We start from the raw sequence: 26,398 nt of genomic DNA on the forward strand, positions 1-26,398 counted from the left end.
CGGTGTTACCCGAACTGTTATTGATTCGCCTCACACGTTTAAGGAAAAGAACAGAGACGCATCGAGGCTCTTTTCCCTATTACATCCATTGTTATATGTGAAAGGGGTGACGGGCCGGCCACCCCTTTCACCAGGTCAGCGCCGGACCCGCCGGGTCGTCGCTATGCCGTACAGGGCCGCGCCGATCGTCAGGGCCAGCGCGCCGGCGAGCGCGAGGCGTCCGGCGGGCGGTCCGGTGACCGGGAGGACCGGGCCGGCGGCGATGGTCAGCGGGTAGTCCTCGACCTCGCCGTAGCCGCCGAACCCGGTCGGGCCGGTCGAGGGCGAGGCCTCGGCGCGCGCCCCGACCAGGGCGCCCTTCCCGATCCGGCCGCCGGCGAGCTGGTCGCCGTTGAGCCGGAGCCGCAGGTACGTCGCGCCCCGGGTCGGGGTGGCCAGGCCGCTCCAGACCAGTCGTACCGTGGAGGCGCCGGTCGGCACGGGGGCCGTGGCCTGCTCGGCGGGCCCGAACGTGCCGTCGCGGTCCGCGTCGATCCAGCCGGTGAGCCGGGCCGTGCGGCCGTCACTGTTGGTGACCGGCACGTCGAGGGCGTAGCCGGCCTGGCGCTCCACCAGGGACGGCAGGTCCGCGACGACCAGCGCGTCGTCGGACGGGTCGGTGAGCCCGTCGAGCACGGCCGGCGCGTCGGGCTTCGCCGTCACGGTCGGGCCCATCCGCAGGCCGTCGACCACCTGGGCGACCGCCCCGCCCGAGGCCCGGCGGGTGCCGTAGCTGTCGGGGGCGTCGCCGAGGTCGTACGGCGGCGTCGGGGTCTCCGTCGTGCAGTCCGGGTTGTCGGAGCCGAGCGGGCAGGAGGTGCCCCCGCCGGTGGCGACGACCTGGTTGCGCAGCCGGCGGTCCCCGGTCTCCGGGTTCTTCAGCCGCACGCTGTACGTGATGGTCACGGTCGCCCCGACCGGTACGTCCCCGGTCCAGGTGATGTCGGGCGCGGTGTAGCCGGCGGTGCCCGCGTCGGCGCGCACGTCCCCGTTGTAGTCGGCGTCGTCGAGCACCCCGTTCAGGGTGTCGGTCAGCGCCGCGCCCTGGTAGGCGGCCTTCCCGGAGTTGGTGACCCGGATCGTGTACGTGACCGTCCCGCCCGGTTCGGGCACGGCGGGCGCCGCGGTCTTCACGATGTCCAGGTACGGGATGCCGGGCTTGTGCTCCCCGCCGCACTTCGGGTCGGTGGACCCGGCCGGGCAGTTCGTACCGGACGTGGTGGACACGACCGTGTTGGCGAGCCGGCGGTCACCGGTCGGCGGGTCGTCGACCCGCACCGTGTAGGCGATGGTGGCCGTGGCCCCGGCCAGGACGTCCCCGGTCCAGGTCAGCACCTGGCCGGCGACGGCGGCGGTGCCCCGGTCGGCGGTCGGTCCGCTGGTCAGGGCCGCGTCGTCGAGCACGTCGGCCAGGTTGTCGGTGAACGTGCCGGCCTTCTGCTCGGCGCCACCGGTGTTGGTGACCAGCACCTGGTAGGTCACGGTGCCGCCGGCGACCGGCTGGGCCGGGGTGGCGGACTTGACGAACACCAGCCGGGGCACGCCGGTCTGGCCGCCGCACTTCGGATCGGTCGAGCCGGCCGGGCAGTTGGTGCCGGAGGTCGTGGAGACCACCGTGTTCTTCAGCACGGCGTCCCCGGCCGGCGGGTTGCCGACCGTCACGGTGTAGGTCACCGTGACCGTGTCGCCCTTCGCGACGGCCCCGGTCCAGGTCAGGACCTTGCCCGTCACGGTGGCACTGCCGCTGGAGGCGCTCGGCGAACCGGCGTCCAGCGCCGCGTCGTCCAGGATCCCCGACAGGTCGTCGGTGAACCGGGCGTCGGGCTGGTCGGCCCCGCCGGTGTTGCGCACCGTCACGGTGTACGTCACCTTGCCGCCGGCCACCGGGGCCGGAGCGGACGTCTTCTCGAACACGATCCGGGGCACACCCGGCTTGTTGTCCCCGCCGCACTTCGGGTCGGTGGAGCCGGGCGGGCAGTTGGTGCCGGGAGTCGTGGAGACCACCGTGTTCTTCAACACGGCGTCCCCGGCCGGCGGGTTGCCGACGGTCACGGTGTAGGTCACCGTGACCGTGTCGCCCTTCGCGACGGCCCCGGTCCAGGTCAGCACGTCGCCCGTCATGGTGGCGCTGCCGCTGGAGGCGTTCACCGAGTCCAGCGCCGCGTCGTCCAGGATCCCCGACAGGTCGTCGGTGAACTGGCCGTCGGGCTGGTCGGCCCCGCCGGTGTTGCGCACGGTCACCGTGTAGGTCACCTTGCCGCCCGGCACCGGGGCGGGCGTCGAGGACTTGTCGAACACCAGGCGGGGCACGCCGCTCTCCCCGCCGCACTTCGGGTCGGTCGAGCCGGCCGGGCAGTTCGTGCCGGTGCTGGTGGAGACGACCCGGTTGCGGAGGACCGCGTCGCCGGCCGGCGGGTTGCCGACCGTGACCACGTAGGTGACCGTGGCCTTCGCGCCCTGCGCGAGGGTGCCCTTCCAGGTCAGCGTGTTCCCCGACATCGAGGCCGCGCCGGTGTCCGCGTTCGGCGAGCCCGGGTTCAGCGCCGCGTCGTCCAGGACGCCGGACAGGTCGTCGGTGAACGTGGCGTCCGGGTAGCCCGCCAGGCCGTCGTTGAGCACGACGACGGTGTAGGTGACCGTGCCGCCCGGGACCGGCGCGGCCGGCGCCGACGTCTTCGTGAACGTCAGGGTCGCGACGCCCACGGTGGCCACGCAGTTCGTGGCCGCGCCGCCGGGCGGGCAGTCCGAGCCGGGCACCGAGACCGTGTTGACCAGGGACCTGTCCCCGGCACTGGTGACGGTCACCGAGTAGGTGAGGGTCAGGGTCGCGCCGGCCGGGAGGTCGCCGGTCCAGGTGAGCAGCGGGGCCGCGTACCCGACGACGCCCGTGATCGACGCGGCCGCGTCGGCGTTGTAGGTGCCCTTGTCGGTGACGTGCGTCAGGTCGTCGGTGACGGTCAGATTCTTCAACGGGTACGTGCGCAGGTTGCGCACCGTCACCGTGTACGTGACCGTGTCCCCGATCCGCGCCCCGGTGGTACTCGGCGCCTTGGTCACGCCCGCGTCGAATCCGGTGACCGGCGGGACCGTGGTGGTCGTGGTGCACCCGGGTTCGGTGCCGAGCACGCAGTTCGAGCCGGTCGCGGTCACCGTGTTGGTGAGCATCCGGTCGCCGGTCGGCGGCCCGTTCAGGATCAGCCGGTAGGACACGGTGACCGTGGCGCCGGCCGGCACGTCGCCCTGCCAGCGCAGGTCCGACCCCGTTTTCGTGAACGTGCCGCCGCCGCTGTCGACGGGGCCGTCCCAGGTCGCGTCGTCGAGGACGCCGGCCAGGTTGTCGGTGAACGCGAAGCCCGGGTAGCCGGTCGGGCCGGTGTTGCGCAGGGTCACCGTGTAGGTGATCGGCTGGCCGTAGACCGGGGTGGTCGGGGTGAGCGCCTTGGCGACGGTCACCGACGGCAGCGGGTCGGTGGTGGTGGAGCAGCCCGGTTCGGTACCCGTCTGGCAGGTGGTGTTGGTCGACACGACCTTGTTCCTCAGGACCTTGTTGCCGGCCGGGTGGTCGTCGACCCGCACGGTGTAGCGCACGGTCACCGTCGACTTCGCGGCGACGGTGCCCGACCAGGACACGGTCGGCTTCGTGTGCGTCGCGGACGTGACGGCGCCGGCCGGGTCGGTCACGATCGGCCCCTGCCAGGTGGCGTCGTCCTCCACGTCGGTCAGGTCGTCGGTGAACGCGAAGCCGGCGAAGTCCGCGCCGGTGGCGTTGACCAGCGTCACGGTGTACGTCACGACGTCACCCGGCCGGGGCGCGGTCGGCGACATCGTCTTCGCCATGGTCACGCCGGGGATCTCGGGGCTGGTCGTGGTGCAGCCGGGCTCGGTGCCGGCCACGCAGTCGGTGCCCGCCGCCACGACCTTGTTGGTCAGGACGCCGTCACCGCCGGGCGGGGTCTTGACCCGCACCTGGTAGCTGACGGTCACAGTCGCGCCGGCCGGCACGGGGCCGTTCCACTGCAGGACCGGCAGGCCGGTGCTGTCGAACGTGCCGCCGCCGGTCGCGCCGGTGCCGACCCAGGTGGCGTCGTCGAGGACCCCGGTCAGGTCGTCGGTGAACCGGAAGTCGGGGTGGTCGGCGGTGCCGCCGTTGACCATCGTCACCGTGTAGGTGACCGTGTCCCCCGGCTTCGGGGCGGCCGGCAGCACCGACTTGGTCAGGGTGACCTTCGGCCCCTGCGTGGTCTCCGTCGCCGAGCAGGACGGCGAGCAGCCCTTGTCGACGGTGCCGGCCGGCGGGGTCAGGGTCGCGGTGTTCGACAGGTCCCCGGACACGGTGGCCGGCACGGTGCCGGTCACCGTGAACGTGGCGAGGCCGCCGACCGCCAGGGTCACCGTCGTGTCGATGTCCCCGGTGCCGTTGGCCGCCCCGCACGCGTCCGGCGCGGTGGCGGCGCACTGCCAGGTGAAGCCCTTCAGGCCGGCCGGCAGGCTGTCGGTGACCCGCACGGCGCGGGCCACCGAGGGGCCGGCGTTGCGGGCCGTGATCGTGTACGTGAACACCTGCCCCGGCACGTAGTGGTCCGCCGAGCCGGTCTTCGTGACCGACAGCGCCGTCTCCGGGGCCCCGGTGCCGCCGGGCAGCCCGGTCAGCCGGGACGTGTTGTTCGGGGCCACCGGGTCCGGGGTGGTCGCGTTCGCGGTGGCCACGTTGGTGAGGTCCGAGCCGTCACCGGTGTACCCGGCGTCCAGGCGCACCGTGAACCGGTACACCGTCGAGGTGCCCGCCGCGAGGGTCCCGATCGTGGGGCAGGACACCCCCGCCGCGCAGCCGCTGGTCGAGTTCACGAAGGTCAGCTGGGCCGGCAGGGTGTCCGCGACGACGACCTGCTGCGCGTCGGAGGGCCCCGCGTTCGCCACGGTCAGCGTGTACTCGAACGTCGTCCCCGGCGCCACCGGACCCGCGCCCGCGAACCCCTTCACGATGGACACGTCGGCCTTCGGGGCGATCGGCGGCGGGGAGACCTGGGTGGAGGTGTTGTTGCCGGGTACCGGGTCCCGGGTGTCCGAGCTGGCCGTGGCCGTGTTCCTCAGATCCCCGCCGGTGTACGACGCGGCCAGCCGGACCGTGAACGTCCAGGTCCTGGAGCCGCCCGCGATCAGGGTGGCCTCGGGGCCGCAGGTGACGGTCTGGCCGACCGCCGCGCAGCCGGTACCCGACTCGAACGTCAGGCCCGTGGGCAGCGTGTCGGTGGCCTTCGCGTTGACGGCGTCCGACGGGCCCTTGTTCTCGATCGTCAGCGTGTAGGTGAACGTCTCGCCGGGCGCGACGGTGGCGGTGGAGCCGAGCGCCTTCGTCATGGCCAGGTCGGCGCGCGCGGCCGAGGTGCTCGACACGCTGCTGGAGCAGGTCGGCGCGCAGTTCGGGTCCACGGCGGCGTCCGGCCGGGTCACGGTCGCCGTGTTGGTGATCACGCCGGTCGCGCCCGAGGGCACCGTGCCGGTCACCGTGAACGTCGCCCGGCCCGAGGCCGCGAGGGTGACCAGCGCGTCGATGTCTCCGGTGCCCGAGGCCGTCGCGCAGGTGCTGCCGGCGGTCGCCGTGCAGGTCCAGGTGAACGACTTCAGGTTCGCCGGCAGGGTGTCGCGGACCCGGGCGCCGACCGCCGGGGCCGGGCCCCGGTTGGACACGTCGACCGTGTAGGTCAGGGTCTGGCCGGGCACGTACGGCGCCGGGTCCATCGACTTCGAGATCGACAGGCCGATCCGGGTGACCCACTGGAGGACGACCTGGCCGCCCCCGCCGTTCGTGGCGCCGCCGCCGACCCCGACGCCCGCGACGTACTGGTCGTCGTTGGTGCCGGCCGCCGTGCCGCCCACGTTGTTCGCCGTGCTGACCCCGCCGGCCGTCGTCGTCGCGCCGGTCACGCCCGCCCCGCCCGTGTACCCGGAACCGCCGCCGCCGTCCCCGTTGACGCCCGTGTTCGAGCCCGGGCCGGGCTGGCAGGCCCCGCCGCCGCCGCCGAAGTAGCCGCCACCGCCGCCACCGCCGCCCTCGCCGTCCCCGGTGGTGATGCCGCCGGTGCCGCCCTGGTAGCGCGCGCCGGCCTGGGCCCGGGTCGAGCAGTACGCGCCGGTCGCCGCCGCGCCGCCCGCCGTCTGGGAGCCGCCCCGGCCGGAGATGCCCGGCTGGTTGTCCGCCGTGCCGCTGGCCCCGCCGCCGGCCCCGCCGTACGGGGTCTGGCCGTCCGAGCCGGGCGAGATGCCGCCGCCGCCCCCGGCCACGAGCACGGGCGTGGAGCCGTAGGCGCCGTCCCACAGGGCGCTCAGGCCGCCGCCGCTGGCGCCCTGAGCGTCGCGCCGGGGGGTGTTGCCACCGGCCCCGCCGCCGCCGTACGTGGCCCTGGTGCCGTTGACGACCCCGCCCTGGCCGGCGCTGACCGTGAACGTCTTCCCGGCGGTGACCGCGAGGGTGCCGGTCGTGAAGCCGCCGCCGCCCGCCGCGCGCTGGTTGAGGTAGTAGTCGGTGTTGCTACCGCCGCCGCCCGCGCCCCAGATCCGGACGTCCACGCTGCTCACCCCGGCGGGCACCGTGAACGACTGGTCCGCGCCGGTCGCGGAGTACCGCTCGCAGTGCGTGAACCCGGCCGACGGCACGCAGGCGGCCTCGGGGTCCCGTTCGGCGTGCGCCGCCCCCGCGCCGAAGGAGCCACTCAGCACGACCAACCCGAGCACGGTCAGGCGTGCGACCTGCCTGGACACCGAAACCCACGACTTCACCACGACACTCCCCCGACGGCCGCTGAGCAAACCATCAGGACAATACGTCTATATGGGGTATTTCATGATCAGGCGCGCGGGCGGTCAGCCGGCGCGCAGCACCGCCCCCACCGAAGCGACCACCATGACTACCAGCACGGCGGCCATCCCCCACCAGATCGCGGCGCCGTCGTCGACCGGGCGCTCGGCGGTCGGGGTCGGCAGCAGCACCGGCTCCTCGAACCGCGGCTCCTCCGGCGGCGCGGGGGGCGTCGGGTCCACGGTGGGTGGCCCGGCGGCCGGTGCGGGCCTACTGGCCGGGGGCGGCACCGGGCTCGCGGCCGGCGTCGGGACCGGAGCCGGCGGCGCGGGACAGTAGGCCGCGTCCACGCTCGCCGCGCGCACCCCCGTCGGCACCACCACGACCAGATCAGGATCGTCGAGGGGTACCCGCACCAGCGCCCCCGACACGTTGTCCAGCACGTGCAGCACCCGCCCCACCGCGAACGCCGCCCCGTAGTTGCCCCCGGCCGGCACCCGCTCCGGCAACGCCCGGACGGTGGCCCGCCCGGTGCCCGGGTCCACGGCGACCAGCCGGGCCGGGCCGACGCCCTCGGCGCTGACCCCGTACAGCCGGCCGGACACGAGTTCCCAGTCGCCCAGGTAGGGGATGTCCACCGGCCGGCGGGACACCAGCGCGCGCCGGCCGGTGTCGACCACGGTCAGGGTGCCCGCGCCGAGCAGGTAGAGCAGCGGGCCGGCGGAGGCGCCCGCGTAGACGGTGGCGAGGTCCGCGCCCGGGACGGGGCCGAGCCGGGTGACCGCCCCGGACGGGTCCACCCGGACCAGCTGCCCGCCGCCGACCCCGACCGCGTGCGCGGCCCGGGACCCGCCCCCGTTTTCGGTGCCGCCCTCGGGGACGGCGTCGCCTCCGGCCGGACGGCCCGCGCCGCCGGCCTCGTGGGCGGGCACGAAGCCCAGAGCGTTGATCCGGGTACCGGTGGGCCCGAGGTCGCTCAGCGCGCCGGTACCCGGATCGAGCAGCCCCACCCGGTCGGCCGTGACGAACAGCGCGCGCCCGGCGCAGTCCGGACCGGTCGTCGAGGCGGGCGCGGCGAGGGCCAGGACAGCCCCCACAGCCATCACCCCGGCCCACGCCGCGCCCCGCTTCACCCCAGCCCCGCGAGCAGCTGGGCGTAGGCGGTGGGCCGCACGGGCAGCACCGTGCTGCCGTACGGGTCGCCGAGCTCCACCGTCGCCGCGAGCAGGAACCCCAGCACCGCGCCGAGCAGCCCCATCGCCACCGTGTACCGCCGCCCCGTCGGCCACCCGACCAGCAGGTGACAGCCGACCGTGGCCAGCGCGAGCCCGACCGCCCCGGCCAGCAGGAACGACGAGGTGGGCGGGACCGCGCTCGCCCGCCGGCCGCGCGCCGCGATGGTCTCGTCCAGCGCCGCGCCCACGGCCGCGCGGGCCGCCTGCTCCGCCACCGAACCGCCGGCCCGACCGGCCAGCGCGGTGCGCAGGGTGGTCAGGGTCTCCGCGTTGTCCGTCGCCCGGGGCCAGGTCCGCACCACGTCCGCCGAGTACCCGCGCAGCCGCGCCCGGGTGTCCTCCCGGTCCGCCCAGGCCAGGTGCGCCGACGCCACGTACGCCGCCCGCAGTCCCTGGGTCTCGTCCACCGTGGCCTGCCGCAACGCGGACCGCGCCTGCGAGCCGTTGACGACCAGCACGGCCAGGAGCAGCACGAACGCGGTGGAGATCAGGGCGCTGGCCCCGCTGGCCAGACCGCTGGGGTCCGGCGCGTGCCCGCTGCGTACCCCTCTGCTCAGTGCCGTGGCCCCGCCGGCCAGCAACGCCCCCGCGACGGTGGCGGCCAGGATCCCGACCACGTCAGCACCGTCCCGGGTCTGCGCTGGACTTCAGGTCACTGGGCACGGCGTCCTCCTGGGGGTCACTCGCGATGCCTCAGGACCATAAGTTCGCCGAATGTCCTCCTAAAAGGTGATTTCAGATGGCGCTGTTCTGGCCGCAACGTCTTGACCAGGGCCGACCGGGGAGTTAGGCCAACCGCGCCCTCGGCCGGCCGGAATCGGCGAGGATGAGCCATGCGCGCCTTCGGATGGGGCCTCCTCGCCGCGTCGTCCCTGCTCATCGGCGGTCTGTTCGCCCTCTGGCTGCCGATCCCGAAGCGGGTCCTCGGCCTGGTGATGGCCTTCGGCGTCGGCGTCCTGACCAGCGCCGTCGCCTACGAACTCGTCGAGGAGTCCTTCCGCACCTCCGCCGGCAGCAGCGGGGTCGCCCTCGGGCTGCTGGCCGGGGCGCTGACGTTCTACCTCGGCGACGCGGCGATCGACCGGCTCGGCGGCCACGACCGCAAACGCAGCCTCCCCGCAGGCCCGCTCATCGGACCCACCGCCGGGGCCGGCTCACCCGCTGGTTCCGCCGCCGGTTCCGGCTCGCCCGTCGCTGCCGCCGCCGGGCCCGCCTCGGGGGCGCTCGCCGTGGTTCTCGGCATCGTCCTCGACGGCATCCCAGAGTCGATCGTGCTCGGCCTGACCCTGGTCGGCGGCACGACGGTCGGCTGGGCGGTCCTCGCGGCGGTGTTCCTGTCCAACCTGCCCGAGGCGGTCGCGGCGACGGTCGGCCTGCGGGCCCGGGGCTGGACCGGCCCGCACATCCTCGGCCTGTGGGGCCTGGTGACCGTCGTCAGTGGACTCGCCGCGCTGTTCGGCTACCTGACGATGGACACCGCGAGCCCGGGGCAGGTGGCGTTCATCAACGCGTTCGCGGGCGGGGCGATCCTGACGATGCTCGCGGACACGATGGCCCCGGAGGCGTTCGAGAACGGGGGCCGGACCGTGGGGCTGGCCACCACGCTGGGCTTCCTGTCGGCGTTCCTGATCACGGCCCTGACGTGACGCCCGCGCCGGTGACCGGCGGCGCCTAGTGGTGATGCTGGTGGACCACGGCGTGGCCCTTGCCCCGGGCGATCAGCCACCGGTTCACCGGCACCGTCACCACGAACGCCACGGCCAGCGACCCGGCGAGGGCGGCCCAGAACACCCAGTTGCCCAGGCCGGCGCCCATCGCGCCCGGGATCAGCAGCATGACGGCGTTGTCGACGAGCTCCATGACGGCGATCGACACGGTGTCGGCGGCCAGCGCGACCCCGATCGCGGCGCGCAGCGGCAGGCCGGAGCGCAGCACGGGGCGGATCGTCAGCGCGTAGCCGAACAGGAAGGCCAGCAGGACCGCGACGACGATCGTCGTGCCGTTGGACCAGCCGAAGGCCGTGCCGAGGACCATGCCGAGCACCTCGCCGATGGCGCAGCCGGTGAGGCAGTGCAGGGTCGCGGACACGGCGAGTCGGGTGAGGGCGGGGCCGGTGGGGGCGTGCGTGTGGTGTTCCATGCCGCCCACCATACCCCCCGGGGGTATAGTCCGCAACGGGTTCGGTCAGGTGTCGCGCAGGTCCGGGCCGGTGCGGCCGGGCCGCGGCCCGGGGTCCGGGGGCGCGTTCGCGCCCGGGGGCCGCGCGGCGGGACCCTAGACTGGCCGGGTGGACATTCCCCTCCGTTCCCGCCGACTCTGGATCGCCGCCACCGCCGTGGCCGCACTCGTGGGCGTCGTCGGGGTGGTGGCCTACCTCGTGCCGGACCGGGCCCCGCGCGCCGCGAAGGTGTCCCCGACCACGGCGGCCCCGACCGGCGCGCCCGTCACCACGCCGGCCGCCGTCCCGCCGCCCGCGGGCCTCCCCGTGATCGACTACAGCCCGGCCCCGACCGGTTTCCCCGCCGACCCGGAACCCGCCGGCCGGACCCGCACCGCCGAGGGCCTGCACGCCAGGACCAACACCCCGCTGTACGACGCCCCCGGCGGCAGGCCCCTCGCGTACCTCGCGCCCACGATCCTCGGGGTGCAGGTGACGGTGCCGATCGTGGCGCGCCGGGCCGGCTGGCTCGCCGTCCTGCTGCCCTCGTCGAACCGCACGATCGGCTGGACCCCGCCCGACGGCGACTGGGACGTCACCCCGCTCCGCGACCAGCTCGTGGTGCACAAGGGCAGCCACACCATGGAGTGGTACCGCGACGACGCCCTGGTGAAGTCCTGGCCCGTCACCCTGGGCACGAAGGTCACGCCGACGCCGCTGGGCCGCACGTTCGTCCTGGGCCGGTCCCGGCTGCCCGGCGAGGTCTACGCGGACACCGACGTGTTCGCCCTCGGCATGATCCCCGACGACCCGGAGGCGGTGCCGGCCGCGCTGCGGGGCGCGCACATCGGCATCCACACCTGGTACAACGACCACTCGCTGGGCAAGGACGACACCGACGGGTGCGTGCGGCTGACCAAGTCCGGGCAGCAGCTCCTGCTGGAGGAGATCAGCCCGGGCACCTCGGTCGTCATCGTCGAATAGCCACCCCGCCACGGGGGTACGCCGCCGCGCGCGACGGCCGATCCGCACCGGTGACCGTTCACGGCGTGAATGGTTCAGGGGCGTACCGGTCGCGGGGCGGTCAAGGTTCGGCGTAGAAGAACGGGGGGTGGCCGGCCGTGATGCCGCCGTCCACCGGGAGCACCACGCCCGTGATCCACGCGGCGTCGCCGGACGCCAGGAACGCCACCGCCGCCGCGATGTCCTCGGGCTCGCCGACCCGCCCGAGCGGGTACTCCTTCGCGAACCGGTCCATCGCCGCCAGCCCCTCGGCCCCGCGCCCGGTCCACGCCCTGGTCCGGACGGTGCCCGGGGCGACGAGGTTGAACCGGACCCAGCCCGGACCGGTGCCGAGGAGTTCGCGGCCGCGCCGGCCGTACCGCAGGGCGAGGTTCTGGGTAAGGCTGACCAGGCCGGCCTTCGCGGCCGAGTACGCCTCGCCGCCGAAGCCGGACAGGCCGTTGACCGAGCCGATCGTGACGACGCTGCCGCCGCCGGGCGCGTGCAGCAGGTGCGGCAGCGACTCCTGGACACAGCGGACCGCGCCGTTCAGCGTGGGGTCCACCTGCCGGGCCCACTCCTCGTCGTCGGTGCGCTCGAAGTCCCACTCCCCGGCGACGCCCACATTGTTGACCAGCACGTCGAGCCGGCCGAACCGGGCGACCGTCGCGGCCACGGCGACCCGGACGGCCTCGCGGTCCCGGACGTCGCAGTCCACCGCGAGCGCGCCGCCGCCGTGTTCGGCCAGGGTGTGGGCGAGTTCCCCGGCGGCCTCCCCGTCGATGTCGGCGACCACGACCGCCGCGCCCTCGGCGGCGAGCCTCACGGCGGTCGCCCTGCCGATCCCGTGCGCTGCCCCGGTCACGAACGCCACCCGGCCGTCGAACCGTCGCATCGGTCCCCCCATGTCAGAGAAGATCCCAGCCTACGTCCGCCACCGGCCCCCGGGAGGCCCCTTATTCCACGCCGGACACCGCCCACCCGGGCCACAGCGCGCGTTCAGGGTGTCGGATCCGTGGACCGCCGCCCGACCGCCCAGCATGCCGAGCACGGCGTCCACCGAAGCTCAGTGCTTCTCCCGGCTCGGCTGGACCCGCTTGGGCTCCCCCGGCATCTTCGGATAGTCCGGCGGGTACGGCAGGTCCCCGTTGCCGTCGCGCTCGTCCCGTTCCGCCCACTCCAACAGGGGCGTCAGGTCCACGGGGGCGTCGTCGATGCCGGCGTGCGGGTCGCCGATCTCCGCGAACCGGGCGGCGACGGTGCGCAGGTCGAAGTCGTCCGGCTCGACCCGGGTGAGTTCGTCCCAGGTCACCGGGGTGGACACGGTGCCCCGGGCGGTGGCGCGCAGCGAGTACGCGCAGGCGATCGTGCGGTCCCGGGCCATCTGGTTGTAGTCGACGAACACCTTGACGCCGCGCAGTTCCTTCCACCAGGCCGTGGTGACCAGGTCGGGGCGGCGGCGCTCGATCTCCCGGGCGATGGCGATCGCGGCCCGCCGGCCCTCGATGAACCCCCACCGGGGGTGCAGCCGGACGTAGATGTGCACGCCGCGCCCGCCGGAGGTCTTCGGCCAGCCGGTCCAGCCGAGTTCGGCGAGGATCTCGCGGACCGTGCCGGCGACGGACACCGCGTCGTCGAAGTCGGTACCCGGCTGGGGGTCCAGGTCGATCCTGAGTTCGTCGGGGTGGTCGACGTCCGTGCCGCGCACCGGCCACGGGTGGAAGACCAGGGCGTTCATCTGTACCGCCCAGAGCACGTGCGCGAGGTCCGCCGGGCAGAGTTCGTCCGCCGTCCGGCCGCTCGGGAACGTGATCTCGGTCGTCTCGATCCAGTCGGGGACGCCCTTGGCCGGCACCCGCTTCTGGAAGAACATCTCGCCGCCGACGCCGCCCGGGAACCGTTGCAGCATGGTGGGGCGGTGGTGCAGGGCGCGCATGATGCCGTCGCCGACGGTCTCGTAGTACCGGACGACGTCGAGTTTGGTGAAGCCCCGGTCCGGATACACCACCCGGTCGGGGCTGGAGACGCGGACCTTCCGGCCCGCGACCTCGACCTCCATCGCATCACCCATGATCAGCACCCTACGACCGCGCGCCGCCCGGCGCGGGCCGCTTGCCGTTTTCCGCCGGGGCGGAACCGGGGCGGGCGGGGCATCATGGGGTGGTGGAGAAGATGGCAGAGCTGGCCCGGCTGGTCGAGGGCGGGGACGTCGCCGTGCTCAGCGGGGCGGGCCTGTCCACCGAGTCGGGCATTCCGGACTACCGGGGCCCGACCAGCACGGTCCGTACCCCGATGACGTTCCAGGTCTTCACCGGCGACCCGGCGGCCCGGCAGCGCTACTGGGCCCGCAGCCACCTCGGTTGGCGCACCATCGCCCGCGCCGCGCCGAACGCCGGCCACCGCGCGGTCGCCCACCTCCAGGACCAGGGCCTGCTCGCCGGGGTCATCACCCAGAACGTGGACGGCCTGCACCAGTCCGCCGGGGCCCGCGACGTGGTGGAGCTGCACGGCAACCTGGACCGGGTGGTGTGCCTGACCTGCGGCGACGCCCTGGCCCGCGAGGAGCTGGAGTCCCGGCTCACCCAGGCCAATCCGGGCTTCGACGCGCACGCCGCCACCCTCAACCCGGACGGCGACGTCGAACTGCCCGACGAGCAGGTGCGCGGCTTCCACATCGCCGACTGCCAGACCTGCCACGGCGGGATGCTCAAACCCGATGTGGTGTTCTTCGGCGAGACCGTGCCCGCCGAGCGGGTGCGGGCCTGTTTCCGGCTGGTGGAGAGCGCCCGGCTGCTGCTGGTCCTCGGCTCGTCGTTGACCGTGATGTCGGGGCGGCGGTTCGTGCTGCGGGCCGCCAAGCTGGGCATCCCGGTCGCGATCGTCAACCAGGGCGCGACCCGGGGCGATCCGTATGCGGCGCTGACCGTGGACGGGCCGCTGGGCGTGGTGCTGCCGGAGCTGGCGCGGCGCGCCGCCGGGCGGGTCGGCGCGGGGACGTAGCCGTCGGGGCCGGCCGTCGGGGCGGGCCTGGCCACCGTTGCGTGCCCGGCCGCCGGGGCGGGGCGGGTCAGCCCGGTTCGCAGGCCAGGGCCTCGGCGCGCGCCACCGCCGGCAGCGGCACCCGGCGGAGCCGACGGATCGCGGGCACGACGAGCAGAACCACACAACCGACCACGCTGACGAGTACGGACACACCCAGCACGTTCTCCGCGCCCACGGCCCCGGCGACCGGGCCGGCCAGCGCCTGGCCGAGCGGGATGCTCGCCACGGACCCGGCGATCTCGTAGGCGGTGACCCGGTTGAGCACCTCCGGGGAGACCTGGGTCTGCACGCTCGTCGACCACATCACCGACCAGAACGCCCAGGCCATGCCGCCGCCGACGTGCCCGGCGACCAGTACCGGTAGCGGCGCGTGGGTGGCGATGGTCAGCGGGATCAGCGCGAAGCCGAACATGCCGACCGCGCCGGCCGCGAGCGGGCGGGCCGGCTTGAGCCGCAGCGCGATCAGGCCGCCGATGATGGTGCCGGCGCCCAGCGAGGACATGATCCAGCCGTACGCGGGGGCGCCCAGCCGGCCGCTGACCAGGGTCGAGCCGAGCGGGATGAGCGGGCCGAACAGGGCGACGCCGTACACGGTCCAGATCAGGATCACCGACCACATCCAGGTCCGGGACCTGAACTCCCGCCAGCCCTGGCCGAGGTTGCGCAGCATCGAGGAACCGGCCGCCGCGAGGGGTACCGGGCCGAGGCGCAGGGCCAACAGGGCCAGGGCACTGACCAGATAGGTAGCCGCGTCGATGGTGTAGACGGTGCCCGCCCCGGTGAGCACGATCAGCAGGCCCGCGAGGCCGGGGCCGAGGAGCTGGGCCATCGCGTCGGCGACCTTGATCGTGGCGTTCGCGCGCTGCGGGTCGGTGGCGACCAGCGGGATCATGCCGTTGACCCCGGGCTGGAACATCGCGGCGGCGGCCCCGGACAGGGCGCCGGCGACGAGCAGCAGGGCGAGGGAGGGCGTCCCCAGGAAGAAGGCCACCGCCGTCCCGCCCTGGGTCACGATCCGGACCACGTCGGCGCCGATCATCATCCGGCGCGGGCTGAACCGGTCGGCCAGGACGCCGCCGAACAGCACCAGGGCCACGAACGGCACCATCCACGCGGCGAGCACGAAGCCGACCCCGGACGCGCCGTACAGTTCGCCGACCGCGAGGGCGGTCACGACGGGGAGCATCGCGTCACCGAGGAGGGAGACGGACCGGGCGAGGAAGTACAGGCTGAAGTTGCGGCTCCACAGGCCGGCCCGGGCCGCGGTGTCGACGGTGCTCAATGGGTACTCCGTTCGGGGTCGCCGGTCCTCGCGGCTTGCGACAACAGCCCCCCGGGGTGGGCTGTTCCGGCTCCGGGTGAGGCGCGCGACACACCCCGCCGTGGGTGCTCACCGCGCGCGACCGACGGCCGTACCCCCAGTGAAATGCCATAGTGTTCTGTAAGTATTCCTCACTGATGCCCGGGTCGGCGGTGTCGCGGAGGTCACACCGGGCGCCGGGCCGGCTGGCGTCGGGTCGGCGGCAACTTCCCGGCTACGGGGCGCGGCGGGCCAGCACCGGGCCGCCCGCCGTGGTGTGCACGTCGAAGGTCACCACCCCGATCCGGTACCGGTCGTCCGAGCACTCCACCGGCCGACCCGCCGGCGTCGTGCTCACCCGGCGCGCGCGCAGCAGCGGGCTGCTCCGCCGCACCCCGAGCAGGGCGGCGTCGCGCACCCCGGCGGCCACCGCGTCGATCAGGTGCTCGGCGTGCCCGAACACCGCGCCCAGCTCGGCGTGCAGCCGGTCGGTCACCGAGTCGGCCCGGGGGTCGACCCGCTCGACCGCGTCAGCGATCCACCCGGCGTAGCTCGTCCGCTCCAGCATCGCCGGCTCGCCGTCCAGGCCGCGCAGCCGGAGCACGGCCAGCACCTCGCCGCCCGGTTCCAGGTGCAGCAGCCCGGCCTCGCGCGGGGTGGCCGGCCGGCGGACCGTCGAGAGCACCTCGCCACTGGGCCGGCGGCCCTGGCCGCGCGCCCACTGGGCGAAGCTGCGCAGCTCCGCGAGGCTCTGGGTGCGCTCCGTGCCGCGCACGAGGTGCCGGGTGCCCTGCCGGGAGCTGATCAGGCCCTCGGCGGCGAGGATGGTGAGGGCGTGGCGGACCGTACCCCGCGAAACGCCGTGCGTGGCGGCCAGCTCGGCCTCCGTGGGCAACGGGGAGCCGACCGGCAGGGCGCCCTGGGCGATGGCCTGGCGGAGGTCGTCGGCCAGGCCGCGGTGCAGGACCATGCTCACCCGTTCGTCTGTGCACACCTGGCGGAGGGGGTCACCGCCGGTGACGAGTATAGGCAGGGCGCGGCCGGGGCGCGGCGCTGTACAAGTACCCGTCCGGATCCTGGCTCCGGGGGTGGGCGACGCCGTCCCGAAAGACATCTGGAGTTAGTTGTAATTCACCAGATCAGGGCTTAATGTCCGAGTTGTACTGCCCAGCTGACCAGGAGGCCGCAATGCTCGGTGTGGAGAAGAAGCTCGACAAGGCGTGGGAGGGCAAGAGCGCTCAGGAGCTCGCCGAGGCTCCCGTGTCCGCGCTGCAGGGCGTGTCGGAGAAGGACGCCGAGCTGTTGCAGCAGGCCTTCGGGATCAAGACGGTCGCCGACCTGGGCAGCAACAAGTTCTTCCACTGGGCGCAGGCGATCACCGCCCTGGCGAAGTAGCGACGACTGTCCGGGGTCGCGTCACACACGGTGGCGCGGCCCCGGTCGTCGTCCGGTCAGTCCTTGATGCGGCGCATCGAATAGGTGACCGCCTGCAACCGCAACGGCTGGCCGATCATCCGGGGTGCCCGGTCGTAGACCTGCCAGCCCAGGGCGCCCGCCCGGTTGAGGTGCGGCAGGTCGTTGAAGCGCTCGTCGGTGCCCCACCGCTCCGCACCGCCCGGGTGGTGGAACGTCGCGTCCCAGTCCTGTAGGCGGTCGGCACCGAAGGTCCCGGTCGAACGGTATTCCAGCCTCGCGTACTCCCACTGCGTCACCGGACCATCATGCCGCAGTCCGGCCACGACTGACCACTCAGGACAGACCGGGCATCCCGACCGGGTGCAGGAACCCGCCCTCGACCAGTTCCGGGACCAGCGGGAGCGCCTCCTCGACCAGGCCCGCCACGTCCCGGCCCTGCTCCCCGGCCAGCCGGGCGAGGTGCTCGGACAGCGGGAGCGCGTCGTCGCAGGCCCCGACGAGGGCGGCGGCCAGCGCGGGGACCCGCTCGTCGGACGGCGTCCGGTCGTAGGAGCCGGCGGTGGAGAGCCGGTGGCCGTCCACGGCCCAGCCCTGCCCGGCGCGCACCGACTCCACGTGCAGGGTCACGTCCTCGGGGACCTCGTAGCGGGCCGCCAGCAGCTCCGGGGCCGACCGGTGCGCCCGCAACCAGTCCTGCCGCGCGAACCACGCCGCCACGTCCCCGCCGAACCTCGGCCACGCCTCCCGCCGCTCCACCCGCACCGTCGGCGAGGCGTGCCCGGAGTTGCGCAGCGTCACGACGCCCCAGCCGAGGGACTCGATCCCCTCGGCGTGCAGCCACTCCAGCCAGCCGGCGGTGTCCTCCTCCGGCGAGGTGGCCCAGTGCTCGACGTAGTCCTTCGGCTCGAAGGCGTTGGCCTCCACGATCCAGGCGTCCAGGCCAGCGTCGGCGGCCAGCCCGGCCAGCCGTTCCGCCCAGTCGGCGCCCGCCCGGTGCGCCCACTCCCCCTCGAACTGCATGTGGCCGCCCGGCGTCAGGACGTCGGGGGCGGCGGCGATCATCTCCGCGACGAGGGAGTCGCCGGGGCGGCCGCCGTCGCGGTACACGAAGGAGGGGGTTCCGGGTTTGACGATGAACGGCGGGTTGGCCACCACCAGGTCGAACCGGCGCCCCGCCACGGGCGCGAACATGTCCCCGGCCAGCAGTTCCCAGTCCAGGCCGTTCAGCGCGGCCGTGGTCGCGGCGAGCCGCAGCGCGCGGGGCAGCAGGTCGGTGCCGGTCACCCGGTCGGCGTGCTGGGACAGGTGCAGGGCCTCGATGCCGTCGCCCGTGCACAGGTCCAGGGCGGTGCCGACGGGCCGGCGGACCGTGTAGTCGGCCAGGGCCAGCGCCGAACCGGTGATCCCCAGGACGTGGTCGGGGGCGATCGGGCGGGCCGGCGGCGCGAGGTCCGCGAGCAGCCACCACGGGCCGTAGACCTCCAGGCTCAGCGCCGCCCGGACCCCGTCGCCGTGCCGCTCGACCAGCCCGGCGGCCAGCGCGTCGGCCAGCGGGAGCGGCGCGAGGGCGGCGGCCATCCGGTCGGCCGTCACGGTCCGGCCGGCGGTGAAGGTGGCCAGCAGGGTGGCCAGCGGGTCGTCCCCGCCCAGCGCCCGCAGCGCCGGCACGATGTCCCCGCCCTCGACCTGACCGGCGACGTCCTCGCCGAGCCGTTCGGAAAGACCTTCGAGGGTGTACCCGGCGGCGGAGAGTGCTTCCCGGAGTCGCCCGATGCCGGCCGGGTCGAGAAGAGGCTGCTGATCCACGGCGTAGACGCTACCGGGCGGCCCCCGGACCGGGACGCGGCACGTCGGCACGGGGCCGGGATCGCGTGTTCGCGGGATGTGGCGTGGGGCGGGCCGGTGGCAGTCTGGTGAGGACTATGGCGACGTCGCTCGCCCGGTAGCCACCGATGCCACAGGGAGAACCATGAGCAGCCCCGCCGACCAGCCCATCGCCGCCCTCCGCACCGGACACGACGAGCTGACCGCCCTGGTCGGCGGCCTGCGCCCCGAGGACCTCACCGGACCGACCGCCGCCAGCGAGTGGGACGTCTCCCAGGTGCTCAGCCACCTGGGCAGTGGCGCCGAGATCAGCCTCGCGGCCCTCGACGCGGCCCTCGCGGGTACCGGCAGGCTCGACGCCGACTTCAACAAGGGCGTGTGGGCGAAGTGGGACGGCATGACGCCCGGCGAGCGCGCCGAGGCCTTCCCGCGCGCCAACCGCGCCCTCGTGGAGCGGTACGAGTCCCTGGACACCGACGTCCGCGACACCCTCCGGATCGACCTCGGGTTCCTGCCCCAGCCGGTCGACGTGGCCACCGCCGCCGGTATCCGGCTGAACGAGTTCGGCTACCACTCCTGGGACGTCCGGGTGGCCCACGACCCCGACGCCACCATCGCCCCCGAGGCCCGGCCCTCGATGCTGGACCTGATCGGCAACCTCTTCGGCTGGATCGCCCGGCCCGCCGAGCTGGGCGGCCGGCAGGCGCACCTCGCCGTGCACGTCACGGACCCGGACCGGTCGTTCGGGCTGCGGCTGGGTGACTCGGCGGCGGTCACCGACCTGCCGGACGAGCCCGACGGGGTGCTCCGGGCTCCGGCGGACGCGTGGCTGCGGTTGGCGGTGGGGCGCCTCCGGCCCGGGTACACGACGGCGGGGGTCAGCGTCGAGGGGCCGGTCACGCTGGACGACCTGCGGCGGGTGTTCCCGGGGTTCTAGACTGCCGCCCCCAGCCATCGCGAGGAGTCACGAACCGGACACGCCCGGCGATAGCGCTGGTCCACGGCTCGCGTTACCGCTGGTCGTAGGCTCGGGCCGTGGACATGATCGAGGACTTCGGGCTGGACATCTTCGAGCCCGCGCACGACGAGAACGACCATCCGGACGCGGCCGAGCACGCCGACGCGAGCCCCGAGTCGCTCGGCTGACCCGGCCGCCGATCACCGGGCCACGGGGCCGTCGGGGCATCCCGCGGACCCTTGGCCGACCAGCGCACCGGTCGCGCGGTCAGCCCGTCAGGGTGTCCAGGAGGCCGGTCACGCTCAGCACCTTGTGGACGAGGCCGGTCGCGCCGACCACGCGCAGTACCCGTCCGGCGGCGGTGGCCTTCTTCCACTCCGCGACGAGCACCCCCAGGCTGGTGGAGTCGATGAACACCACCTGGGAGACGTCGACGTTGATCGCGCCCCGGGTGGTCGTCATCGCCTCGTCGAGGGCGTGCCGCAGGACGACGTTGGTGGTGATGTCCAGGTCACCGGTGACGAGGAGCCGCAGATCCTCGCCCTCGAGGTGCCCGGTCACCGAGAACGGTCTCATCGCCACTGCCTCCAGGCCGTCAGTCGTCGGACGCCCATCGTAGTGACAGGTGCCGAACACCAGCACCCGCCGGGCCGACCATCCCGGGACCGGTGCCCCACCCAGCGGTTTCGCGCGGATCAGGGCGCCCGGCCGGCGGCGGGCCCCGGCGCACCGGGCCCGCCCACCCCGGCGGACAGCGCCCGCCGAACCCGGCTACCCCGCGTCGAGTTCCGCCAGGAGTTCCCGTTCCCGGGCCGCCGGCAGCCCCGAGGGCCGGTCCCGTTCCAGCCCCTCGGCCCGCTCCCAGGCCAGCAGGTCGGCGAGCAGCTCGGCCCGGGGCCGGTGCCGCAGACCCGCCCCGACGGCGGCGGCCCCGCTCCGGGCCGACCAGCCCTCCCAGCCGGGCTCGACCAGCCACATCGGCAACGACACCGGCCCCATGTACTGCGCCACCTCCCGCTCCGTCAGCCACGCCGGCCCGGCCGGCACCACGGGCCCTGTGTGCCCGCCCACGGCCCGGCACTCGCGGACCCACTCCCCGAACGGCACCTGCGGCCCGACCGCGTTGTAGACCCCGGTGGTGCCGGACTCCGCCGCGTCGAGCAGCCAACCGGCGAGGTCGCGCACGTCGACGACCTGGGTGGGCGCGTCGGGCGAGTCGGGGACGAGCAGCGGGGCCCCGGGGGCGCGGGCCGCGCGGGCGACCCAGTAGCCGGAGCGGCCGGTGTGGTCGCCGGGGCCGCCGATCAGCCCGGGGCGGACCACGAGCGTCCGGTCGCCGAGCGCCCCGGCGGTGGCCCGCTCGCAGGCGACCTTGGCCGCGCCGTACTGCTCGCGGTCGGCCGTGTCCGCGTCGGTCGGCTCCAGCAGCGGGGCGGACTCGTCGGCGCCGGGGGTGTCGTTGGCCGCGTACACGTTGACGGAGGAGACGTAGGTCCAGTGCCGGGCGCGGGGGGCCAGCGCGGCGAGGGCGGCGCGGACGAAGCCGGGCTGCCAGGACACCTCCACGACGGCGTCCCAGTCGCGGTCGGCGAGGGCCGCGTACACCCCCGGGTCGGAACGGTCGCCGGTCACCAGGGTCGCGCCCCCGGCGACGTCGCCGCTCGAGCCCCGGGCCAGGCACGTCACCGTGTGGCCGCGTTCGACCGCCTGCCGGGACAGTTCGCGGCCGAGCCACGCGGTGCCGCCGAGTACCAGGATCTCCATCGTCCCAGCCAAGCACCGGGCGGGGCGGTCGCCAAACCCGTTCGCCCACGGCGCAAGGGAACGCGGGCCCGCCCCGGAGCGCCTACCCCGGGCCCGGGGCGGCAAGCGCCCCGGCGGGGCTCAGGCCCCCAGCTCCAGCACGTACCGGTCCCCGTCGTGCCGGAACCCGATCCGGTGGTAGTACGGCGCGAGCATCCCGCGCGGGCTCACCACCCGGCGGAACCCGTGCCGCACGAACAGCTGGCTGCGCCGGTACACGAACTCGCCCGGGGTCAGGTCCCGGAACCTCGGCGTCACGTAGTCGAGCCCGACCTCGGCGACCCCGTCGCCCGCGTCCCGGACCAGCACCACCCCGACCGTCTCGTCCCCGGACACGACGAGGAACGCGAGCCCGCCGGTCGGCCGGGTGAACCCGGGGTTGAACTTGGCGATGTCGGCGGCGTGCGCGTCGAGGGTGTAGTCGAGGATCCCGCCGCCGGGGGCCACCTCGACGACGGCGTACGCGCGCTCGTCGTGCCGGGTGGCGAGCAGTTTGCGGAGGTAGAAGGCGTTGATCAGGGCGAGGACCACGTTGAGGCCCACCATCGGCCACACCTCGCGGACCCCGTTGTAGCCGATCAGGACGAGGCAGCCGACCAGGTTGAGGGCCCGTAGCCGCAGGATCCGGGTCTGCAGGAGGGACCAGACGAGGACCGCGGAGCCGGCCCAGCCGACCAGATCGAGCCAGTTCATCACGCGAGGCTAGCCGAAGGTTCGTACCCCCGGACGAGGTTTGGCGATCTTGGACCCCGGGTACCTGGGTGGCATGACATTCATCTTGTGGCTCCTCGCAGTGATCCTGGTCGTGTCCGGGATCGTCGCCCTGTTCCGCAGGCAGGTCCTGTGGGGCATCGTCCTCATCGTGGTGGGCTTCCTGGTGGGCCCCGGCGGTGTCAGCATCTTCACGTGACCCGGGAAAACCGTCCCGGATGCGAGGTTCGTCCCCGTCTCCGGGACGCCACGGGGGTAGCGTGAACCACGGAGGTTCCGTCCGGGTCCAGCCCAGGCCCGCGTGCCCCCTCCCCGGCGGCGTTGGTCGTCGCCTCTCCACACCGGTGCTCCAGCAACGGGCTCCGACAGATTTCGCGTCAGGTCGTGCGGCTCCGCCCGCGGCCCCCTGATCCGTGCTGTTGGAGGACGTCCATGTCCACAATGACCCTGCCGGACCCCGGACTCCAGGACCGTCTCTCGGAGTTGTGTTCCCTTCCCACCGACCACCCCGACCGGCCCCGGCTGCGCACCGACGTCATCGAACGCGGGCTGCCGCTGGGCGAGCGGTTGGCCCGCCGGTTCGCCAACCGGGGCGAGCCGTTGGACGACCTGATCCAGGTGGCCAGGATGGCCCTGGTCAAGGCCGTCGACGGGTACGACCCGGCGCGCGGCTCCGGTTTCACCAGCTACGCCATCCCGACCATCCTCGGTGAACTCAAGCGGCACTTCCGCGACAAGGGCTGGAGTGTCCGGGTGCCCCGGCGGATGCAGGAGGCGCAGTTGGACGTCCGGCACGCGGCCCCGGAGCTCAGTCAGCTCCTCGGTCGCACGCCCACGGTGTCCGACCTGGCCGAGCACCTCGGCGTGACCGAGGAACGGATCCGGGACGGGCTGGACTGCGCCGGGGCGTACTCGGCCGTGTCGTTGCACGCGCCCGCCACGCCGGGTTCGGCGACGGAACTGGCGGACATGCTGGGCGACCCGGATCCGAACCTCGAACTCGTCGAGGCCCGCGCGGTACTGCGCCCGCTGCTGGCCCGGCTGCCCGAGCGTGAGCGGGCGATCCTCACGATGCGGTACTGCGAGGAGCTCACCCAGTCCCAGATCGCCGCCCGGGTGGACCTGTCGCAGATGCACGTGTCCCGTTTGATCAGCCAGACCCTCGGTACCCTCCGAGGGTGGCTGCGGAAGGACTCAGGAGAGTAGCCATGGGAATCGGAGCGGGTCTGTTTCTGGTCGCGGTAGGCGCGATCCTCACGTTCGGGGTCACCGCGGACGACATCGGCTGGCTGAACCTCGACGTCGTCGGCTGGATCTTCATGCTGACCGGCGTGACGATGGTCGCGCTGACCTCGTACTTCTGGCGTCGCCGCCGGGCGGTCGTGCGGACCCAGACCGTGCAGCCGGTCGTGCAGCGTACGGTGGTCGAGGAGCGCCCCACCCACACGGTCGGGCGGACCGACGACGGAGGCGGCTACTGATGGCTGACGAGAGCTGGGACGACAACGGCCTGCGGTTCGAGGCCGTCGACCACGACTGGTGCCGGGTGCTCCGTCTCGACGGCGTGCTGGACATGGCCGTGCTCGGGTCGCAGGAGTCCCAGCTCTCGGCGCTGGCCGTCGACGCGCCGGGCCGTGCGGTCATCGTGGACATGAGCCGGGTGACGTTCTGCGACTCGACCGGCCTGGGTGTCCTGGTCCGCACCGCGAAGGCCGTCTGGGCCGGGTCGGGCACGCTGCGGCTGGCGGCCCCCCGGCCGTGGGTCGAGAAGATCCTGATCATCAGCGGGGTACAGCGCGCGCTGCCGATCTTCCCCACGGTGGACGACGCGTGCGGGGCGGCGCTGACCGAGGCGCGCTAGCCCCGCCGGGTGGGACCCGCGCACCATGCCGGCCGGTTGATCCCGGGGCCGGCTAGCGGCGTTCCAGCAGCATCTCCACCGCGTCGGTGAGCTGCCACCACCACGCCGTCGCCCGGTACCGGTGCGGCGCGCCCAACGCTCCCGTGAGGACGTCGGCGGACAGCCGGCCCGCGTGCGCCGCCGCCTGGCCGACCGGCCCGGCCGAGTTGGCCACCCGCTCCGGGCTGAGCAGCGGCGACGGCCGGCCCCGCCCGGCGAACAACCCGTCGAGGAGTACGACCGCGTGGTCGAGCGCGTCGGCGGCCAGCACGGTCGTCGGGTCGGCGGGTACCGGCTCCCAGCTGCCGCGCGCCGAACGGTGCATGGGCCGCGAGTTGGGCTCGCACGACGCGGCCAGCACGGCGCCGATCCGGAGCAGGTCCACGGACTCCGCCGGGGGCAGGTCCGCCGCCGGCAGGGACGCCCACGGGTAGCCGGGCACCAGGTCGGGCCAGTCGCGGCGGGCCAGGAAGTCGGCGAGCCGGTCGGGGGCACGGAAGGCGTACACCCTGCTGGACGAGCCGAGGAACAGCCGGGGGCTGCCGGCGGACAGGGTGAGCGCGGGGCCGCTGGGGAGCCCGAGCAGCACGGGGAGCGGCGCGGACCGGTCCGGGGCGGGTGCCCCGACCGGCGCGAGGTCGTAGGACACCGGCGCGGGCGGCTGCTCGGCCCAGATCGGCGCGGGCGGCCCGACCCGCGCGGGCGGGGGCGGCGGGAAGGAACCCGGGTGCTGGCGGACCGGTGCGGGGCCGGACGTGGGCGGCTCGGAGAGAACGGTCGTCGCGCCGGGACGGAGCTGGGTGGGTGCCGGGGGGACGGTCGCCGAGGCGCTCGCGGCGGAGGGTTCGCGGGGCGGGGACGCGGGCACGACCGGGTCGGCCCACAGCGGTAGCAGCGGCGAGGAGAAACCGTCGGACTCCGCCGGGGCCGGAGCCGGGGCCGGGGCGGGTGTCGGGGCCGTTGCCGGGACGGGTGCCGGAGTCGTCGCCGGAACGGGTGTCGACAGGGTGCGGAACTCCTGGGTGTCCCCCATCCCCGCGCTCGGCGCCGGTCGCGGGCGGGCCGGGGAGCCGGCGGACGCCAGGGTCGTCGGGCGCGGCGCCGGGGCGTAGGCCATCGCGGCGGTGGGCGGGTCGGTGAGCGCGTCCGGCGGTACGACCAGGCTGCCCTCCGCGACGACGAGCTCCGGTTGTTCGAGCACGGTCGGGGCCACCCCGAACGCCCGGTGCAGCAGCGTCGCGACGGCCGGCAGCCGGCTGGACCCGCCGACCAGGAACACCCCTGCGAGCCGGCCCGGGTCCTCGGCCCGCGCGCTGACCAGCGCCTCCCGGGTGGCCGCCACGGTCCGGTCGATCAGGGGCCCGGCGAGCTGGTCGAGCTCCTCGCGGCCGATCGGCGCCTCCGCCTCGATGATCGGCACGTACACGAAGGCCTGGGCGGTGCGGGCCAGCATCTCCTTCGCGCCGCGCACGTCGTCGAGGAACTGCCGGGCGAGCCGCCGGTCGCTGGCGCTGGCCGGGTCGGCGAGCCGCGCCCAGTCCTCCGCCGTCCGGGGCAGCGCGGCCTGGAGGTGCCCGACGAGCAGCGAGTCGATGTCGAGCCCGCCGACGTCGTTGAGCCCGGACGCGGACAGCACGGTGGGGCCGGGGCCGACCACGGACGCGTCGAAGGTGCCGCCGCCGAAGTCGTACACGACGAGGGCGCCGTCGCGGGCCAGGGTGCCGCGCAGCACGGTGGTGAAGTAGCAGGCGGCGGCGACGGGTTCGGCGGCCAGTTTCGGGGTGGGCAGCCCGGCCCGCAGCGCGGCGTCGGCGAGCATCCGCAGCCGGTCCGGCCCCCAGGCGGCCGGGTGGGTGAGCACCACCTCGTCGGGCGGGCCGCCGATCGTGCGGACGGCCTCGGTGTACACCCGGTGCAGGACGGCGGCGACCAGGGTCACGGCCCGGTCGGCGTTGACCGCGTCGTCGAGCAGCCGCTTCGGGTTCGGGGTGAAGCGCTCGGGGGCCAGTCGGGCGCTGTGCGCGGCGTCCCGGCCGGTCAGCAGCTCGCCGGCCGGGTTGGTGAACACCCCCGACGGCAGGACGGGCGAGCCGTCGAACAGGAGTTGTCGGACCTGTCCGTCGGGGCGACCCAGGACCGCCACGGTGTTGGAGGTACCGAAGTCGATGCCCAGCCGATGACCCATGCGGTCAAGTTATCGTGCCGGCCGGAATA

Annotated in this window: 23 protein-coding genes; 9 read left to right on the top strand and 14 right to left on the bottom strand. The window is 74.4% G+C overall.

The features are described from left to right. Positions 1–135: 135 nt before the first annotated feature. From AB0M43_RS28115 to AB0M43_RS28125, 3 genes are all read right to left on the bottom strand, one after another. On the bottom strand, positions 136–6,816 hold the full coding sequence (locus AB0M43_RS28115; RefSeq protein ID WP_363728781.1) for a DUF11 domain-containing protein: 6,681 nt from the start codon (positions 6,814–6,816) through the stop codon (positions 136–138). Positions 6,817–6,900: 84 nt separating this feature from the next. Continuing rightward, positions 6,901–7,932 (bottom strand): hypothetical protein, encoded by a 1,032-nt coding sequence (locus tag AB0M43_RS28120; RefSeq protein WP_363728782.1) that lies wholly within the window; start codon positions 7,930–7,932, stop codon positions 6,901–6,903. Positions 7,933–7,964: 32 nt separating this feature from the next. Continuing rightward, positions 7,965–8,687 carry a hypothetical protein gene (locus tag AB0M43_RS28125; RefSeq protein ID WP_363728783.1) on the bottom strand — a complete coding sequence of 241 codons (723 nt, stop codon included), beginning with the start codon at positions 8,685–8,687 and terminating at the stop codon, positions 7,965–7,967. Positions 8,688–8,903: 216 nt separating this feature from the next. Between AB0M43_RS28125 and AB0M43_RS28130 the strand changes: the two genes are divergently transcribed. Beyond that, on the top strand, positions 8,904–9,716 hold the full coding sequence (locus tag AB0M43_RS28130; RefSeq protein WP_363728784.1) for a ZIP family zinc transporter: 813 nt from the start codon (positions 8,904–8,906) through the stop codon (positions 9,714–9,716). 25 nt (positions 9,717–9,741) lie between these two features. On the opposite strand, the gene AB0M43_RS28135 is transcribed toward AB0M43_RS28130, so the two are convergent. Beyond that, positions 9,742–10,209, bottom strand: coding sequence for a DUF4396 domain-containing protein (locus AB0M43_RS28135; RefSeq protein ID WP_363728785.1), 468 nt, complete (start codon positions 10,207–10,209; stop codon positions 9,742–9,744). A 148-nt stretch (positions 10,210–10,357) separates the two neighbouring features. Here AB0M43_RS28135 and AB0M43_RS28140 point away from each other — a divergent pair, with 148 nt between their 5' ends. Next, complete coding sequence (locus AB0M43_RS28140) at positions 10,358–11,212, top strand: L,D-transpeptidase family protein (RefSeq protein WP_363728786.1); 855 nt, start codon at positions 10,358–10,360, stop codon at positions 11,210–11,212. Positions 11,213–11,312: 100 nt separating this feature from the next. On the opposite strand, the gene AB0M43_RS28145 is transcribed toward AB0M43_RS28140, so the two are convergent. Both AB0M43_RS28145 and ligD read right to left on the bottom strand, forming a co-directional pair. Further along, positions 11,313–12,125, bottom strand: a complete 813-nt coding sequence (locus tag AB0M43_RS28145) for an SDR family oxidoreductase (protein WP_363728787.1) — start codon at positions 12,123–12,125, stop codon at positions 11,313–11,315. Positions 12,126–12,296: 171 nt separating this feature from the next. Continuing rightward, complete coding sequence (gene ligD / locus AB0M43_RS28150) at positions 12,297–13,301, bottom strand: non-homologous end-joining DNA ligase (RefSeq protein ID WP_363728788.1); 1,005 nt, start codon at positions 13,299–13,301, stop codon at positions 12,297–12,299. 101 nt (positions 13,302–13,402) lie between these two features. Here ligD and AB0M43_RS28155 point away from each other — a divergent pair, with 101 nt between their 5' ends. Continuing rightward, positions 13,403–14,230, top strand: a complete 828-nt coding sequence (locus AB0M43_RS28155; protein WP_363728963.1) for an NAD-dependent protein deacetylase — start codon at positions 13,403–13,405, stop codon at positions 14,228–14,230. 67 nt (positions 14,231–14,297) lie between these two features. On the opposite strand, the gene AB0M43_RS28160 is transcribed toward AB0M43_RS28155, so the two are convergent. After that, the gene (locus AB0M43_RS28160; protein WP_363728789.1) at positions 14,298–15,554 is read right to left on the bottom strand and encodes an MFS transporter; all 1,257 of its coding nucleotides are present in this window, start codon (positions 15,552–15,554) and stop codon (positions 14,298–14,300) included. A 253-nt stretch (positions 15,555–15,807) separates the two neighbouring features. Next, positions 15,808–16,542, bottom strand: a complete 735-nt coding sequence (locus AB0M43_RS28165) for a GntR family transcriptional regulator (RefSeq protein WP_363728790.1) — start codon at positions 16,540–16,542, stop codon at positions 15,808–15,810. Between the two features lie 218 nt (positions 16,543–16,760). Here AB0M43_RS28165 and AB0M43_RS28170 point away from each other — a divergent pair, with 218 nt between their 5' ends. Further along, positions 16,761–16,967 (top strand): hypothetical protein, encoded by a 207-nt coding sequence (locus AB0M43_RS28170; RefSeq protein ID WP_363728791.1) that lies wholly within the window; start codon positions 16,761–16,763, stop codon positions 16,965–16,967. Between the two features lie 56 nt (positions 16,968–17,023). Here the strand turns inward: AB0M43_RS28170 and AB0M43_RS28175 are convergent, their stop codons facing one another. Together AB0M43_RS28175 and AB0M43_RS28180 are read right to left on the bottom strand one after the other, a co-directional pair. Then, entirely contained in the window at positions 17,024–17,284 is a 261-nt protein-coding gene (locus AB0M43_RS28175) for a hypothetical protein (RefSeq protein WP_363728792.1), read from the bottom strand. A gap of 37 nt (positions 17,285–17,321) precedes the next feature. After that, positions 17,322–18,794, bottom strand: coding sequence for a methyltransferase (locus AB0M43_RS28180; protein ID WP_363728793.1), 1,473 nt, complete (start codon positions 18,792–18,794; stop codon positions 17,322–17,324). Positions 18,795–18,957: 163 nt separating this feature from the next. Here AB0M43_RS28180 and AB0M43_RS28185 point away from each other — a divergent pair, with 163 nt between their 5' ends. Next, on the top strand, positions 18,958–19,749 hold the full coding sequence (locus AB0M43_RS28185; protein WP_363728794.1) for a maleylpyruvate isomerase family mycothiol-dependent enzyme: 792 nt from the start codon (positions 18,958–18,960) through the stop codon (positions 19,747–19,749). Positions 19,750–20,037: 288 nt separating this feature from the next. Here the strand turns inward: AB0M43_RS28185 and AB0M43_RS28190 are convergent, their stop codons facing one another. The 3 genes from AB0M43_RS28190 to AB0M43_RS28200 all read right to left on the bottom strand — a co-directional run bounded on the left by AB0M43_RS28190 (position 20,038) and on the right by AB0M43_RS28200 (position 22,266). Continuing rightward, a complete protein-coding gene (locus AB0M43_RS28190) occupies positions 20,038–20,346 on the bottom strand; it encodes an STAS domain-containing protein (protein ID WP_363728795.1) in 309 nt (102 codons plus the stop codon). 195 nt (positions 20,347–20,541) lie between these two features. Next, positions 20,542–21,534 (bottom strand): NAD-dependent epimerase/dehydratase family protein, encoded by a 993-nt coding sequence (locus tag AB0M43_RS28195; RefSeq protein WP_363728796.1) that lies wholly within the window; start codon positions 21,532–21,534, stop codon positions 20,542–20,544. Positions 21,535–21,654: 120 nt separating this feature from the next. Continuing rightward, positions 21,655–22,266: a hypothetical protein gene (locus AB0M43_RS28200; RefSeq protein WP_363728797.1), complete on the bottom strand. Its 612-nt coding sequence runs from the start codon at positions 22,264–22,266 to the stop codon at positions 21,655–21,657. 73 nt (positions 22,267–22,339) lie between these two features. Here AB0M43_RS28200 and AB0M43_RS28205 point away from each other — a divergent pair, with 73 nt between their 5' ends. The 4 genes from AB0M43_RS28205 (at position 22,340) to AB0M43_RS28220 (ending at position 24,145) form a co-directional block, all read left to right on the top strand. Further along, the gene (locus AB0M43_RS28205) at positions 22,340–22,483 is read left to right on the top strand and encodes a GPGG-motif small membrane protein (protein WP_363728798.1); all 144 of its coding nucleotides are present in this window, start codon (positions 22,340–22,342) and stop codon (positions 22,481–22,483) included. A gap of 233 nt (positions 22,484–22,716) precedes the next feature. After that, positions 22,717–23,490, top strand: coding sequence for a SigB/SigF/SigG family RNA polymerase sigma factor (locus AB0M43_RS28210; RefSeq protein WP_363728799.1), 774 nt, complete (start codon positions 22,717–22,719; stop codon positions 23,488–23,490). A gap of 2 nt (positions 23,491–23,492) precedes the next feature. Further along, positions 23,493–23,765, top strand: coding sequence for a DUF6458 family protein (locus tag AB0M43_RS28215; protein ID WP_363728800.1), 273 nt, complete (start codon positions 23,493–23,495; stop codon positions 23,763–23,765). Then, positions 23,765–24,145 (top strand): STAS domain-containing protein, encoded by a 381-nt coding sequence (locus tag AB0M43_RS28220; RefSeq protein ID WP_363728801.1) that lies wholly within the window; start codon positions 23,765–23,767, stop codon positions 24,143–24,145. Before AB0M43_RS28215 ends, AB0M43_RS28220 begins: the two co-directional genes overlap by 1 nt. Before the next feature lie 52 nt (positions 24,146–24,197). On the opposite strand, the gene AB0M43_RS28225 is transcribed toward AB0M43_RS28220, so the two are convergent. Then, a complete protein-coding gene (locus AB0M43_RS28225; protein ID WP_363728802.1) occupies positions 24,198–26,369 on the bottom strand; it encodes an Hsp70 family protein in 2,172 nt (723 codons plus the stop codon). Between the last annotated feature and the right edge of the window lie 29 nt (positions 26,370–26,398).

Source organism: Longispora sp. NPDC051575 (genome assembly GCF_040681875.1).
GTDB lineage: Bacteria > Actinomycetota > Actinomycetes > Mycobacteriales > Micromonosporaceae > Longispora.

Coding starts and splice junctions, on each gene's coding strand:
- AB0M43_RS28155 (WP_363728963.1), top strand. CDS start 13,403: ATGGCAGAGCTGGCCCGGCTGGTCGAGGGCGGGGACGTCGCCGTGCTC.
- AB0M43_RS28190 (WP_363728795.1), bottom strand. CDS start 20,346: ATGAGACCGTTCTCGGTGACCGGGCACCTCGAGGGCGAGGATCTGCGG.
- AB0M43_RS28205 (WP_363728798.1), top strand. CDS start 22,340: ATGACATTCATCTTGTGGCTCCTCGCAGTGATCCTGGTCGTGTCCGGG.
- AB0M43_RS28130 (WP_363728784.1), top strand. CDS start 8,904: ATGCGCGCCTTCGGATGGGGCCTCCTCGCCGCGTCGTCCCTGCTCATC.
- AB0M43_RS28220 (WP_363728801.1), top strand. CDS start 23,765: ATGGCTGACGAGAGCTGGGACGACAACGGCCTGCGGTTCGAGGCCGTC.
- AB0M43_RS28200 (WP_363728797.1), bottom strand. CDS start 22,266: ATGAACTGGCTCGATCTGGTCGGCTGGGCCGGCTCCGCGGTCCTCGTC.
- AB0M43_RS28195 (WP_363728796.1), bottom strand. CDS start 21,534: ATGGAGATCCTGGTACTCGGCGGCACCGCGTGGCTCGGCCGCGAACTG.
- AB0M43_RS28225 (WP_363728802.1), bottom strand. CDS start 26,369: ATGGGTCATCGGCTGGGCATCGACTTCGGTACCTCCAACACCGTGGCG.
- AB0M43_RS28165 (WP_363728790.1), bottom strand. CDS start 16,542: ATGGTCCTGCACCGCGGCCTGGCCGACGACCTCCGCCAGGCCATCGCC.
- AB0M43_RS28170 (WP_363728791.1), top strand. CDS start 16,761: ATGCTCGGTGTGGAGAAGAAGCTCGACAAGGCGTGGGAGGGCAAGAGC.
- AB0M43_RS28185 (WP_363728794.1), top strand. CDS start 18,958: ATGAGCAGCCCCGCCGACCAGCCCATCGCCGCCCTCCGCACCGGACAC.
- AB0M43_RS28215 (WP_363728800.1), top strand. CDS start 23,493: ATGGGAATCGGAGCGGGTCTGTTTCTGGTCGCGGTAGGCGCGATCCTC.
- ligD (WP_363728788.1), bottom strand. CDS start 13,301: ATGGGTGATGCGATGGAGGTCGAGGTCGCGGGCCGGAAGGTCCGCGTC.
- AB0M43_RS28210 (WP_363728799.1), top strand. CDS start 22,717: ATGTCCACAATGACCCTGCCGGACCCCGGACTCCAGGACCGTCTCTCG.
- AB0M43_RS28135 (WP_363728785.1), bottom strand. CDS start 10,209: ATGGAACACCACACGCACGCCCCCACCGGCCCCGCCCTCACCCGACTC.
- AB0M43_RS28145 (WP_363728787.1), bottom strand. CDS start 12,125: ATGCGACGGTTCGACGGCCGGGTGGCGTTCGTGACCGGGGCAGCGCAC.